Genomic DNA, 14679 nt, shown 5'->3' with positions numbered 1-14679 from the left:
ACTAGGAGAAAGTAAGTATGCTAAAATCGCAAGATTGTTTTTCTTGCGATTTCTTAAACTAGTGAGGAAAAATAAACATTATGAGACAAACAAATGTTAGAGGAAGCTTGTCCCTCCGTGGCTTTAGAAAATTGAGAACTGGTGCAATTGTTGCGACAGGTGTCATTTTGCTAGGTCTGGGCTTTTTAGCTCCAACTGTGTCAGCCAGTGAACAAGATGGTGTCTGGGTAGCCAGAACAGTTGAGGAAGTGAAAGCTGACCTTCAAAAAGAAGGTGATTTATTTAAGTATGTCATTAAGTGGGGAGATACATTAAGTGTTATCAGCGAAGCAAGCAATATCCCGGTAGATGTACTCCAAGAAATGAATCAAGCTTCAGGTAAGAATTTATTCTTACCACACAATGAATTGTACTTTACTGAAGCTGAAACGGTTTCAGATACAGTCACAAAACACAAGATTGTCATCAAAGAAAGTGGTGCAAGTGGCGAAGTTCGCACTTACGAAGTCTTGCTCAAGAAAGATCAGGAAACAAAAGCTGTTACCTTTGAATTAACAGATGTCACTGAGAAAGTTGAAAAAATGACTGTGAACTATAGCCTAGTTTATCAGCCTGTATCAGCACCAGTAGTGGAAAGAGCGGAAGAATCGGGTGAAGAACCTGCTTCAGAAGCACCAGCAGAGACAAGCCCAGAAGTTAAAGAAGAAACAGAAGCTCCAGTAGCACCAAAAGCAGAAGAGCCAACTGTAACAACGCCAAAAGCAGAAAAACCAGTGTCTCCAGCACCAACAGAATCAGCGCCAGAGGTAGAAAAACCAGCTGAGCCTAAAGAAGCAGAATCAACACCTGAAGGAACATTTACAGGAACAGCAGAATCAGCACCAGATTCAACAGAATTAGTGGCAAATGGAGCTTCAGGAAGAACAGAAGGGGCTTCAGAAGTAACTCCAGGAGTAACAGGAAAAGAAACTGAAGAATCAGGAACAGAAGCACCTACAACTCCAAAAGAAGATACACCTGAAGGAACAGTTTCAGAAGGAGAAACAGGAACAGAGTCAGCAGAATTGGCTGAACCAAAAACAGAAGCACCTACAACTCCAGAAAATAAAGAAGAACAACCAGGTGCACCAGCAGCGGAAGGAAGTTCAGAAGCGACTCTAGGTTCAACAGAAGAAGCTTCAGGAACAACACCAAAAGCAGAAGTTTCAGAAGCACCAGTGGTAGAGGCTACAACTTCAGGAGAACAAAGCCAACCAGCAGAAGAAACTCCAGCACCATCAAAACCAGAAACCCCAGCTTCAACAGAAGCAGCTACAGAGGCTACAACTTCAAGTGAAGTAGGCAATGCAGAAGAAACCTCTGTTGAGGAGACAGGAAAACAAGATAGTGCAACAAATACACCGTCAGCTGAGTCTAAAGAAGAAGCGGTAACAACACCAGAAGCAACAGAAAAAGAAGCAAAAGCAGAAGAGTCAGCAGAACCAGGAACATCTGCAGCTGTGGAATCAACACCAGCAGGAGAAGAAGGTAAAGCCGAAGCAACGGAAGAAGCTGAAGAACCAGGAATAATAGCAGAAGCAACCCCAGCACCAAAAGAATCAGGAGAAGAAGGTAAAGCGGAGGATTCAGTTTCTTCAACTGAATCTTCATCAACTGCTTCTGAAGGGGAGTCAACAGCTACGCAGCCAGCTGTAGAAGAAGAAACAGATTCAACATCGGAAGCTGAAGAACTTGCAACTACGGAAACAGCAACAGCACCAAAAGCGGAAGAGCCAGAGGCGGCAACCCCAGCTTCAGAAGTACCATCAGAATCAGAGTCGAAAGAAGAAGATTCATCTGCAGGGGATACAACAGTTACAGAAGAACAGCCGGCTTCAGAAACTGTCTCTGAAGGTGGGTTACCAGCTACACAACCAGCTGGAGAAGAAAATAAATCCGAACCAACGTCAGAAACTTCAACTATTCCATCTGTAGATGCTACAAATGATTCAGGTAATTCAGAGTCATCACCTTCAGTAACAGAAGGCAATAAAGAAGAAACAAATTCACAAAATACTGAAGCTTCGACTGTGAACGAAAACTCAGAATCATCTAATTCAGATTCAGAAAAACCACAGGGTGATGAACCAGCTGTACAAGTAGGATCAGACCCAACAGCGTCAACAGAAGGAACATCTACAGGAAAAGAAGAATCAGCACCAAAAGCAGAAGAAAAACAAGTCGACAAGAAACTAGAGCTTAGGAATATTTCAAATGTGGAATTATTTACAGTAGAAAATAATAAATATTGTCATGTAACTTCACTTGCTACCTTACCAAGTAATCCAGATACTTACTTTATGAAAGTCAAATCAGAGAACTTTAAAGATGTGATGTTACCTGTTTCAAGTATTACAAGTGTTACAAGAGATAGTCAAGAAGTATACAAAATTGTAGGACAAGCTAATGATTTAATTCAACATGAAAATGATAGTACTGTAGAAAATTATACTTATTATTTACCAAAAACTATTAATAGTGAAAACGAAGTTTATACATCATTTAAAAATCTAGTAGAAGCAATGAATAGAAATTTACATGGTACGTTTCGTTTAGGAGCAACTATGGATGCTCGTGAAGTAGAACTTTCGGATGGTCAAGAAAGTTATATAAATCAAGAATTTAGTGGTACATTAATAGGTACAAACAATGATAAGAACTATGCTATATATAACTTGAAAAAACCGTTATTTAAAGTTTTAAATCATGCTGCTATTCAAGATCTTTCAATAAAAGAAGCTAATGTTTCTTTGAAAGAAGATGCTACTACAATAGCGAAAGAGGCGAATAATGGTACTACAATTACAAATGTTCATTCATCAGGTGTAATTGCTGGTGAGCGTAGCATTGGTGGTTTGGTTTCAAAAGTAACTGACTCTACAATTTCTAATAGTAGTTTTACAGGTAGAATAACAAATACTTATAATACAAATGCTACTTATCAAATAGGTGGTTTAGTTGGCAAACTTTCAGGTGTTGGTGCTTTAATAGAAAACTCAATTTCATCTATCGATATGGCGACAAACGCTAATCAAGGGGACCAAACAGTTGGTGGTATAGCTGGGGTTGTTGATAGAAGTGCTAGAATTAGTAATAGTTACGTTGAAGGAAATCTTAACAATGTGAAGCCTTTTGGTAAAGTAGGAGGAGTTGTAGGTAATCTTTGGGATAATTCAGGTGAAGTTGAAAATTCAGGTCGACTATCTGATGTATTAAGCGATGTCAATGTTACTAACGGTAATGCTATTGCTGGTTATGATTTTAATGGTATAAAAGCAACTAACACTTATAGTAATAAAAATAATAAGGTGGTAAAAGTAGTTCAAGTAGATGACGAAGTACTTAGTAAAGATTCTGAAGAGCAAAGAGGAACTGTGCTAGAAGCGGATGAGATTAATGTGAAAAAATCTCAACTTGTTCCTAAAAATAATATTAAAACTGAGGACTTTAATTTCTCTTCTAAATATGGAACGGATTATAGTAAATTAAAAGATGTTGATGTTTCTAGGTTAAGGGTGTATAAAAATATAGAAAAATTACTGCCATTTTATAACAGAGAGACTATTGTTAAGTATGGTAATTTAGTGGATACTAATAATGCTTTATATACTAAGGATCTTGTGTCTGTAGTTTCAATGCATGACAAAGAAGTAATTTCTGATATTAATAAACATAAAGCTAGTATTAATAAGTTGTTACTACATTATTCAGATAATACTTCTCAAACATTAGATATAAAATATCTACAAGATTTCTCTAAAGTAGCAGAATACGAAATAACTAATACAAAATTAATATACACACCTAATACGTTATTACATAATTACAATAATATTGTAAAATCTGTTTTAAATGATCTGAAATCTGTTCAATATAATTCAGCTGATGTTAGAAAAGTATTAGATATTTCTAATGATATAAAATTAACAGAATTATATCTAGATGAACAGTTCGATAAAACAAAAGCAAATATTGAAGATACTTTATCAAAACTTCTTTCTGCAGATGCGGCAATAGCTGAAAATAATAATTCGATAATAGATAATTATGTAGTAGAAAAAATTAAGAATAATAAAGAGGCGTTGCTTTTAGGTTTAACATATCTTGAACGTTGGTATAATTTTAAATATGATAATGCAAGTACAAAAGATTTAGTATTATATCATTTAGATTTCTTTGGTAAATCTAATAGTTCTGCATTAGATAATGTTATTGAGCTAGGTAAATCAGGATTTAACAATTTATTAGCTAAAAATAATGTAATTACTTATAATGTATTATTATCAAAAAATTATGGAACTAAGAGTTTATTTGAGGCATTGGAAAAATATAGAAAAGTTTTAGTGCCGAATAAAACAAATAACGAATGGTTTAAAGAACAATCTAAAGCTTATATAGTAGAAGAAAAATCTACAATTCCTGAAGTAAGCGAAAAACAATCTAAGGAAGGGACGAAGTATTCTATTGGAGTATATGATAGATTAACTAGCCCTTCTTGGAAATATCAAAGTATGGTGTTACCGTTATTAACACTACCTGAAAAATCAGTGTTTATGATAGCGAATATTTCAACTATAGGATTTGGAGCCTATGACAGATATAGAAGTTCAGAATATCCTAAGGGAGAAAAGTTAAACAAATTTGTAGAAGATAATGCACAAGAAGCGGCTAAACGATTTAGAGATCATTATGATTATTGGTACAAAATACTAGATACGAAAGAAAAAGATAAATTGTTTAGAAGTATTTTGGTATATGATTCTTTTAGATTTGGTAATGATAAAGATAAAAATACTAGTCAAGCAGATTTTGAAACTGATCATCCAGCAATAAAACATTTCTTCGGTCCTGCGGGGAATAATGTTGTTCATAATGGACACGGAGCATATGCTACGGGAGATGCGTTCTACTATATGGCTTATCGTATGCTTGATAAGGCTGGCGCAGTAACATATACTCATGAAATGACACACAACTCAGATAGAGAAATTTATCTTGGAGGATATGGAAGAAGAAATGGGCTTGGACCAGAGTTTTATGCAAAAGGATTATTACAAGCTCCCGATCATCCAGATGATGCAACAATCACGATAAACTCTGTATTGAAATATGATGAAGCGGAAAATGCTAATAGACTACAAGTGAAAAATCCAACTCAACGATTTAATAATGCAGAAGACTTGCGTAAATATATGCATAACTTATTCGATTTAGTTTATACACTTGAAAAATTAGAAGGAGAAGCAGTAGTTAACTTAGGTGCCAATGAGAAAGGTGAGCTATTAAGGAAAATAGAGAATGAGTATAAACCTGATCCTGATGGAAATGATGTTTATGCAACGAATGTAGTCCGTAGATTAAAACCTGATGAGCTTAATAAGTTAACCTCTTTCAATAGTTTAATAGAAAACGATATAATCACAAGAAGAGGGTATATTGATGAAGGTGAGTATAAACGAAATGGATACTACACAATCAATCTTTTCTCGCCAATATATTCTGCCTTAAGTAGTGATAAAGGGACTCCGGGTGATTTAATGGCTCGTCGTATGGCATTTGAACTATTAGCTGCAAAAGGATATAAAGAAGGTATGGTACCATATATTTCTAACCAATATGAAAATGAAGCGAAAGCTAATGGAAGTAAAATTAATTCATACGGTAAAGAAGTAGGATTGGTAACTGATAAATTAGTGCTTAATAAGATATTTAATAACCAGTATTCATCTTGGGCTGATTTTAAAAAAGCTATGTATAAAGAACGAGAAAATAAATTTAATAACTTAACAAATATTAGCTTTATAAATCCTAATAATTGGGGACGTCAAGAGACGATAACTATTGATAGTATTGCTAAGTTAAGAAATATAATTAAAGAAGCGGTTCAGGCGGATGCTACTAATTATGCTTCAATATTATATCCAAAAGAAAGTAGTAAAGTTTACAAACTTAAAAAAGCTATTTTCAAAGCTTATCTAGATAAAACTGATGATTTTAGAAGTTCAATTTTTGATGAGGAAAATAAATTTACTAATTAGGGTAGCACATGAAGATAGGTTTCGTTTCTTCATGTGTGAAACTCTTTCCTTTTTGGTTTTGACTAGCTTTTTTGTGAAAAATTGTGTAAAATAGAATAGATAAACGAGGGGAAACCTCGGAAAATTTAAAGGAGAATCCATCTAATGGTAAAATTGGTTTTTGCTCGCCACGGTGAGTCTGAATGGAACAAAGCTAACCTTTTCACTGGTTGGGCTGATGTTGATTTGTCTGAAAAAGGTACACAACAAGCGATTGACGCTGGTAAATTGATCAAAGAAGCTGGTATCGAATTTGACCAAGCTTACACTTCAGTATTGAAACGTGCTATCAAAACAACGAACTTGGCTCTTGAAGCTTCTGACCAATTGTGGGTTCCAGTTGAAAAATCATGGCGCTTGAACGAACGTCACTACGGTGGTTTGACTGGTAAAAACAAAGCTGAAGCTGCTGAACAATTTGGTGATGAGCAAGTTCACATCTGGCGTCGTTCATACGATGTATTGCCTCCAAACATGGACCGTGATGATGAGCACTCAGCTCACACAGACCGTCGTTACGCTTCACTTGACGACTCAGTTATCCCAGATGCTGAAAACTTGAAAGTGACTTTGGAACGCGCCCTTCCATTCTGGGAAGATAAAATCGCTCCAGCTCTTAAAGATGGTAAAAACGTATTCGTAGGAGCTCACGGTAACTCAATCCGTGCCCTTGTAAAACACATCAAAGGTTTGTCAGATGACGAAATCATGGACGTGGAAATTCCTAACTTCCCACCATTGGTATTCGAATTTGACGAAAAATTGAACGTCGTTTCTGAATACTACCTTGGAAAATAAAAAATTGTAAGCCTAGGATTGATTTCTAGGCTTTTTATGTTAGTATGGTAGTATGATAAGGAATAAAAAACAAGATTATGTATTGGCCTACAAGCAACCAGCGTCGACAACATATAAGGGTTGGGAAGAAGAGGCCTTACCGATAGGTAATGGTTCTCTAGGGGCTAAAGTCTTTGGGCTTGTAGGGGCTGAACGGATTCAATTCAATGAAAAAAGTCTCTGGTCTGGAGGTCCACTTCCTGATAGTTCAGATTATCAGGGTGGAAATCTTCAGGACCAGTATGGTTTTTTAGCTGAGATTCGGCAGGCTTTGGAGAAGAGAGACTGCAATACTGCTAAGGAACTGGCTGAACATCATCTGGTCGGGCCAAAAACGAGTCAATATGGGACCTATCTGTCCTTTGGGGATATTCACATTGAGTTTAGTAATCAAGGCAAGACTTTGTCTCAGGTGACGGATTACCAGAGACAGCTGAATATCAGTAAGGCACTTGCGACGACTTCTTATGCCTATAAGGGAACGCGATTTGAACGTGAAGCTTTTGTGAGTTTTCCAGATAATCTCTTGGTTCAGCGTTTTATTAAGGAAGGGGCGGAAACTCTAGATTTTACTATAGAACTATCCTTGACCTGTGATTTGGCTTCTGATGGAAAGTATGAGCAGGAAAAATCTGATTACAAGGAGTGCCAGCTGGATATTACTGATTCTCATATCTTGATGAAGGGAAGAGTTAAGGATAATGATCAGCGGTTTGCTAGCTGTTTAGCTTGGGAAACGGATGGAGACATTAGAGTTTGGTCAGATAAGGTTCAGATATCAGGAGCCAGTTATGCCAATCTTTTCTTGGCAGCTAAGACGGATTTTGCCCAAAATCCTGCTAGCAATTATCGCAAGAAACTAGATTTAGAGCAACAGGTGATAGACTTGGTGGACACAGCTAAAGAAAAGGGCTATGCCCAATTGAAATCAAGGCATATTGAGGACTACCAAGCCTTATTCCAACGTGTTCAATTGGATTTGGGGTCTGATGTTGACGCATCCACTACAGATGAGTTGTTAAAAAATTATAAGCCACAAGAGGGGCAGGCTTTGGAGGAGCTGTTCTTCCAGTATGGACGGTATTTATTGATTAGTTCTTCCAGAGATTGTCCAGATGCTCTACCAGCTAACCTACAAGGGGTCTGGAATGCGGTCGATAATCCTCCTTGGAATTCGGACTATCACTTAAATGTCAATCTGCAGATGAATTATTGGCCAGCCTATGTTACCAATCTCCTAGAGACGGCCTTTCCGGTCATCAACTATGTAGATGATTTGCGTGTCTATGGTCGCATAGCGGCTGCAAGGTATGCAGGAATCGTCTCTCAGGAAGGGGAGGAAAATGGTTGGTTGGTTCATACTCAAGCGACTCCCTTTGGTTGGACAGCACCTGGTTGGGATTACTATTGGGGTTGGTCACCAGCTGCCAATGCGTGGATGATGCAAACCGTTTATGAAGCCTATTCATTTTACAGGGACCAAGACTATCTCAGGGAGAAAATTTATCCCATGTTGAGGGAAACGGTTCGTTTTTGGAATGCCTTTTTACATAAGGATCAGCAGGCGCAGCGTTGGGTCTCTTCTCCATCTTATTCGCCAGAACATGGGCCGATTTCGATTGGCAATACCTATGACCAATCTCTGATTTGGCAGTTATTTCATGATTTTATTCAGGCTGCTCAAGAATTGGGGCTGGATGAGGACTTGTTGACTGAGGTCAAGGAGAAGTTTGATTTACTAAAACCTCTTCAAATCACTCAATCTGGTCAAATCAGGGAGTGGTATGAGGAGGAAGAGCAACATTTTCAAAATGAAAAAGTGGAGGCCCAGCATCGGCACGCTTCCCATCTGGTGGGACTCTATCCTGGCAATCTCTTTATCTATAAGGGGCAGGAGTATCTTGAAGCCGCACGTGCTAGTCTCAATGATCGTGGAGATGGCGGCACAGGCTGGTCCAAGGCTAATAAGATCAATCTCTGGGCGCGTTTGGGAGATGGCGATCGAGCCTATAAATTATTATCAGAGCAGTTAAAGTCATCCACCTTGCCAAATCTTTGGTGTAGCCATCCTCCTTTTCAGATAGATGGTAATTTTGGTGCTAGCAGTGGCATGGCAGAAATGTTACTCCAGTCTCATGCAGCTTATCTGGTACCTCTAGCTGCCCTACCTGATGCATGGTCAAGAGGTTCCGTTTCAGGCTTAATGGCACGTGGACATTTTGAAGTGAGCATGAGGTGGGAGGATAAAAAACTCTTACAGTTGACCATTTTATCAAGGAGTGGAGGAGATTTGCGAATCTCTTATCCAGATATTGAAAAAAGTGTGATTGAAGTGAATCAAGAAAAAGCAAAAGTGAAATGCAAAGAGAAAGATTGTATTTCGGTGGCAACAGCAAAAGGTGATCTGGTTCAATTTTATTTTTAAGAAGATGTTATAAGGCAGTAATTTGAAACTGCCTTTTTGAAGGATTTGAGAATGTAAGCAGTTTCCAACTAGTTGAAAAAGCGTTATAATGGTAGTAGGAAGTAATTTGTTTGAGAGAGGGTGGGTCTGATGGCTTATATTGAGATGAAACACTGTTACAAGCGGTATCAGGTTGGGGACACGGAGATTGTGGCCAATCGTGATGTGAATTTTGAGATTGAGAAGGGTGAATTGGTTATTATCCTTGGTGCATCTGGTGCAGGTAAGTCAACAGTTCTCAATCTCCTAGGGGGAATGGATACCAATGATGAGGGGGAAATCTGGATTGATGGTGCCAATATTGCAGACTATAGTTCCCACCAGCGAACCAATTACCGCCGCAATGATGTCGGATTTGTTTTTCAGTTTTATAATCTAGTTTCCAATCTAACAGCTAAGGAAAATGTGGAGTTGGCTTCAGAAATCGTGACAGATGCCTTGAATCCTGAGCAGGTCTTGACAGATGTAGGTCTGGTTCATCGTCTCAATAACTTTCCAGCCCAGCTTTCTGGAGGGGAGCAACAGCGAGTCTCCATTGCACGCGCGGTAGCTAAAAATCCTAAAATTCTCCTTTGTGATGAACCGACTGGAGCCTTGGATTATCAGACAGGTAAGCAGGTTTTGAAAATTCTCCAAGACATGTCTCGTCAAAAGGGAGCGACGGTGATCATCGTGACTCATAATGGAGCTTTGGCGCCCATTGCTGATCGCGTGATTCATATGCACGATGCCAGTGTCAAGGATGTGGTGATGAACCAGCATCCTCAGGATATCGACAGTTTGGAGTACTAGCATGATCAAGCGAAAAACCTATTGGAAGGACTTAATTCAGTCCTTCACAGGCTCCAAGGGGCGTTTTTTATCCATCTTAACCTTGATGATGTTAGGATCTCTAGCCTTAGTAGGTCTCAAAGTGACTAGCCCCAACATGGAGGCGACAGCTAATGCTTATTTAACAACTGCTCAAACCTTGGATTTAGCAGTTATGTCTAATTATGGTTTGGATCAAGCAGATCAAGAAGAACTAGAACAGATAGAGGGCGCAGAGGTTGAGTTTGGCTATTTGACAGATGTGACTATGGAAAATGGGCAGGATGCTATTCGGCTGTACTCCAAACCAGAGCGAATTTCAACCTTTCAGCTAAGAGAGGGACGACTTCCTCAGTCAGACAAGGAAATCGCTTTGGCCACTCATTTGCAAGGCCAATATAGCGTGGGACAGGAGATTAGTATTAAAGAAAAAGAAGAGGGTCATTCCTCTTTAAAAGACCATACTTATACCATTACTGGTTTTGTGGATTCAGCTGAAATCCTCTCCCAGCGAGATATGGGCTACGCAGGAAGTGGAAGTGGGACTTTGACCGCTTACGGAGTGATTTTACCTAGTCAGTTTAATCAGAAAGTCTACAATATCGCTCGTTTGAAATATCAAGATTTAGCAGGCTTAAATGCTTTTTCATCAGCCTATGAAGAAAAATCCAAGCAACATCAGGAAGACCTTGAACAAGCTCTATCAGATAATGGTAAGGCACGTTTGCAAGTCTTGAAAAAAGAAGGCCAAGAGTCTCTAGACAAAGGGCAAGAGACCCTTAATAAGACTCAGACTAATCTGCAGGAAGGCAAGCGTCGTTTAGCAGCTGCTCAAGCTCGTTTACAGGCGCAGGAAAGTCAACTAGCCTTGCTACCTCAAGCTCAGAGAGAGCAAGCTAATGCTCAACTTATCCAAGCCAAGCAGGAATTGGACAAGGAAGAAGATAAACTAAAGCAAGCTGAACAAAGTCTAGCTCAAGAAAAGGAAAAATTAGAAAAACATCAGAAAGTCTTGGATGATTTGGCTGATCCCAAGTATCAGGTTTATAATCGTCAGACCATGCCAGGTGGTCAGGGCTACCTCATGTACAGCAATGCTTCAGCCAGTATTCGGGCAGTGGGCAATATCTTTCCTGTAGTGCTTTATGCCGTAGCAGCTATGGTGACCTTTACAACCATGACTCGCTTTGTGGACGAAGAGCGAACTCATGCAGGGATTTTTAAGGCCTTGGGCTATCGCAGTAAGGACATTATCGCCAAATTTCTCCTTTACGGTCTGGTAGCTGGGACTGTCGGCACAGCTCTAGGCAGCGTGCTTGGCCATTATTTACTAGCTAGTGTAATTTCAAGTGTCATTACAAAAGGCATGGTGGTAGGAGAAACCCAGATTCAGTTCTATTGGAACTATAGTTTACTAGCTCTTGTTTTGAGTTGGTTGGCGAGTGTGTTACCAGCCTATCTGGTGGCTCGGAAGGAACTGCACGATGAAGCAGCCCAGCTTTTACTGCCTAAACCACCTGTTAAAGGAGCTAAAATCTTACTGGAGCGCATCGGTTTTATTTGGCGTCGTCTCAGTTTCACCCATAAGGTAACAGCTCGTAATATCTTTCGTTATAAACAACGGATGTTGATGACAATCTTTGGTGTGGCAGGTTCTGTAGCTCTGCTCTTTGCAGGCTTGGGAATCCAATCCTCTGTGGCAGGAGTTCCGTCTAGGCAGTTTCAACAAATCCAACAGTATCAAATGATTGTCTCTGAAAATCCTAGTGCGACCAATCAAGACAAGGCAAATCTAGAAGAAGTGTTGAAAGGGCAGGATATTCAAGCCTACCAGAAAATTTATTCTAAGACGCTAGACAAGGATTTCAAAGGCAAGTCTGGTCTTCAGACCATTACTCTTATGATGACAGAGAAGGAAGATTTGACTCCCTTTATTCATCTGCAACATCATCAGCAAGAGCTGACATTAAAAGATGGCGTCGTTATTACAGCTAAACTCGCCCAGCTGGCAGGTGTTAAGGTTGGACAGACTTTAGAAATTGAAGGTAAGGAGCTAAAGGTAGCCGCTATTACTGAGAACTATGTTGGTCACTTTATTTATATGAACCAAGCCAATTATGAGCAACTTTATGGTCATCTACCCCAAGCCAACACTTATTTGGTCTCGTTAAGAGATACCAGTGCTACTAGTATCGAAAGACAGGCCGGCTTACTTATGAATCAAGCTGCGGTGTCCAGCGTTGTCCAAAATGCTTCAGCCATTCGACTCTTTGACTCTGTTGCTAGCTCACTCAATCAGACCATGACTATCTTAGTTATCGTGTCGGTTCTATTGGCTATTGTTATCCTCTACAATCTGACTAACATCAACGTGGCTGAGAGAATCCGTGAACTCTCTACTATCAAGGTGCTCGGTTTTCATAATAAAGAAGTCACTCTTTACATTTATCGTGAGACGATTGTCTTGTCCCTTGTGGGAATCGTACTTGGTCTGGTATCAGGTTTCTATTTACACCAATTTCTGATTCAAATGATTTCGCCTGCGACTATTCTCTTTTATCCGCAGGTAGGCTGGGAGGTCTATGTAATCCCAGGGGCAGCAGTAAGCATCATCTTGACCCTGCTTGGTTTCTTTGTCAATCATCATCTGAGAAAGGTTGACATGCTTGAAGCTTTGAAATCTGTAGAGTAATACTCAATGAAAATCAAAGAGCAAACTAGGAAGCAAGCCGTAGGTTGCTCAAAGCACCGCTTTGAGGTTGCAGATAAAGCTGACGTGGTTTGAAGAGATTTTCGAAGAGTATAAGGTAGTTGTTCTTATCTGATTGAACTGGTATTTACTCGTAAACAAAAATCCTCCGTTTCAAAGAGCAGGAAACTCTTTGTGACAGAGGATTTTTTCTATAGTTCTTTAGCAGCTGCAATTGCGGCTTCGAAGTTTGGCTCAGAATTGATATTGTCCACGTATTCAACGTAGCGAATAGTATTGTCAGTATCAAGGACAAAGACCGCGCGTGCCAATAGGTGCCACTCATTGATTAAGAGGGCGTAATCACGTCCAAAGGAATGGTCGAAATAGTCTGAGAGCATGATGGCATTTTCAATTCCCTCAGCACCACACCAACGTTTTTGGGCAAAGGGGAGGTCCATTGAAACAGTCAAGACAACCGTATTATCCAGTCCAGCCAGTTCTTCATTAAAACGACGCGTTTGAGTTGAGCAGATGCCTGTATCGATAGAAGGTACGACACTCAAGACTTTTTTCTTTCCATCAAAATCAGCCAGAGATTTTTTAGAAAGGTCTGTTGTAGTGAGTGAAAAATCAAGCGCCTTGTCGCCGACTTGTAGTTGTTTACCTGTAAAGCTCACAGGATTTCCGAGAAAAGTTACCATAGGATACTCCAATCTTTTTTCTTCCATTGTAGCTGAAACGGTCAGAATTTTCCAATGATTTGACCGGAAATGTGTGCATAGAAAAAACGCCAGCTCATATGAGAATGACGTTTTTCAGAGGCTTATTTTGCCAATCCTTCAGCAATCTTGTCAAGGTTGTATTTCATCATGCTGTAGTAGCTGTCGCCTTCTTTACCTTGTTCTGCGATAGAGTCAGTAAAGATTTGTGCATAGATTGGGATGTTTGTGTCTTGTGAAACAGTCTTCATTGGACGGTCATCCACACTTGATTCTACAAAGAGTGATGGAACTTTTGTTTGGCGAAGTTTTTCAACCAAGGTCTTGATTTGTTCAGGTGTTCCTTCTTCTTCAGTATTGATTTCCCAGATGTAGGCACTTGGGACACCATAGGCTTTAGAGAAGTATTTGAATGCTCCTTCGCTGGTTACAATGAGTTTCTTTTCAGCAGGGATGTTATTAAATTTATCCTTACTTTCTTTATCAAGTTTGTCTAACTTATCAGTATATTCTTTGAGATTTTTTTCGTAGAATTCCTTGTTGTTAGGATCTTTGGCGCTCAATTGTTTAGCGATATTTTTAGCAAAGATAATCCCATTTTCAAGGTTGAGCCAAGCGTGTGGGTCTTCTTTACCTTTTTCATTTTTTCCTTCAAGGTAGATAACTTCAACCCCTTCGCTGACTGCAAAGTAGTCTTTGTTTTCAGTTTTCTTGGCATTTTCTACCAATTTGGTAAACCAAGCATTGCCACCTGTTTCAAGGTTGATACCGTTATAGAAAATGAGGTCTGCCTCAGAAGTTTTCTTAACATCTTCAGGAAGTGGTTCGTATTCGTGTGGGTCTTGCCCAATCGGAACGATACTATGAAGATCAATTTTGTCACCAGCAATATTTTTAGTAATATCAGCGATGATTGAGTTTGTAGCAACAACTTTTAGTTTTTGACCAGAAGCTGCATCTTTTTTTCCGCTAGCACATGCTACAAGAGCAATAACGGAAAGAAAGAGAACGAGTAATGTACCTAATTTTTTCATTAGATCC

At 39.2% G+C, this 14679-nt stretch carries 7 protein-coding genes; 5 read left to right on the top strand and 2 right to left on the bottom strand.

The window, feature by feature from the left end; genetic code table 11:
- Nucleotides 1-80: 80 nt before the first annotated feature.
- From HT711_RS11280 to HT711_RS07055, 5 genes are all read left to right on the top strand, one after another.
- Nucleotides 81-6077, top strand: coding sequence for a ZmpA/ZmpB/ZmpC family metallo-endopeptidase (locus HT711_RS11280; protein WP_240148992.1), 5997 nt, complete (start codon nt 81-83; stop codon nt 6075-6077).
- Between the two features lie 144 nt (nt 6078-6221).
- Nucleotides 6222-6914 (top strand): phosphoglycerate mutase, encoded by a 693-nt coding sequence (locus HT711_RS07070; protein ID WP_000240129.1) that lies wholly within the window; start codon nt 6222-6224, stop codon nt 6912-6914.
- A 52-nt stretch (nt 6915-6966) separates the two neighbouring features.
- Complete coding sequence (locus HT711_RS07065) at nt 6967-9378, top strand: glycoside hydrolase family 95 protein (protein WP_173249904.1); 2412 nt, start codon at nt 6967-6969, stop codon at nt 9376-9378.
- Nucleotides 9379-9507: 129 nt separating this feature from the next.
- Nucleotides 9508-10209: an ABC transporter ATP-binding protein gene (locus tag HT711_RS07060; RefSeq protein WP_173234630.1), complete on the top strand. Its 702-nt coding sequence runs from the start codon at nt 9508-9510 to the stop codon at nt 10207-10209.
- Nucleotide 10210: 1 nt separating this feature from the next.
- Entirely contained in the window at nt 10211-12919 is a 2709-nt protein-coding gene (locus HT711_RS07055) for an FtsX-like permease family protein (protein ID WP_173234632.1), read from the top strand.
- 209 nt (nt 12920-13128) lie between these two features.
- On the opposite strand, the gene tpx is transcribed toward HT711_RS07055, so the two are convergent.
- Both tpx and psaA read right to left on the bottom strand, forming a co-directional pair.
- A complete protein-coding gene (tpx, locus tag HT711_RS07050) occupies nt 13129-13620 on the bottom strand; it encodes a thiol peroxidase (RefSeq protein ID WP_061366224.1) in 492 nt (163 codons plus the stop codon).
- Between the two features lie 122 nt (nt 13621-13742).
- Nucleotides 13743-14672 (bottom strand): metal ABC transporter substrate-binding lipoprotein/adhesin PsaA, encoded by a 930-nt coding sequence (psaA, locus tag HT711_RS07045; RefSeq protein ID WP_023933209.1) that lies wholly within the window; start codon nt 14670-14672, stop codon nt 13743-13745.
- Between the last annotated feature and the right edge of the window lie 7 nt (nt 14673-14679).

It is taken from the genome of Streptococcus sp. 1032 (genome assembly GCF_013277015.1).
Taxonomy (GTDB): Bacteria; Bacillota; Bacilli; order Lactobacillales; family Streptococcaceae; genus Streptococcus.
This window is presented reverse-complemented; position numbering and strand designations above follow the sequence as displayed.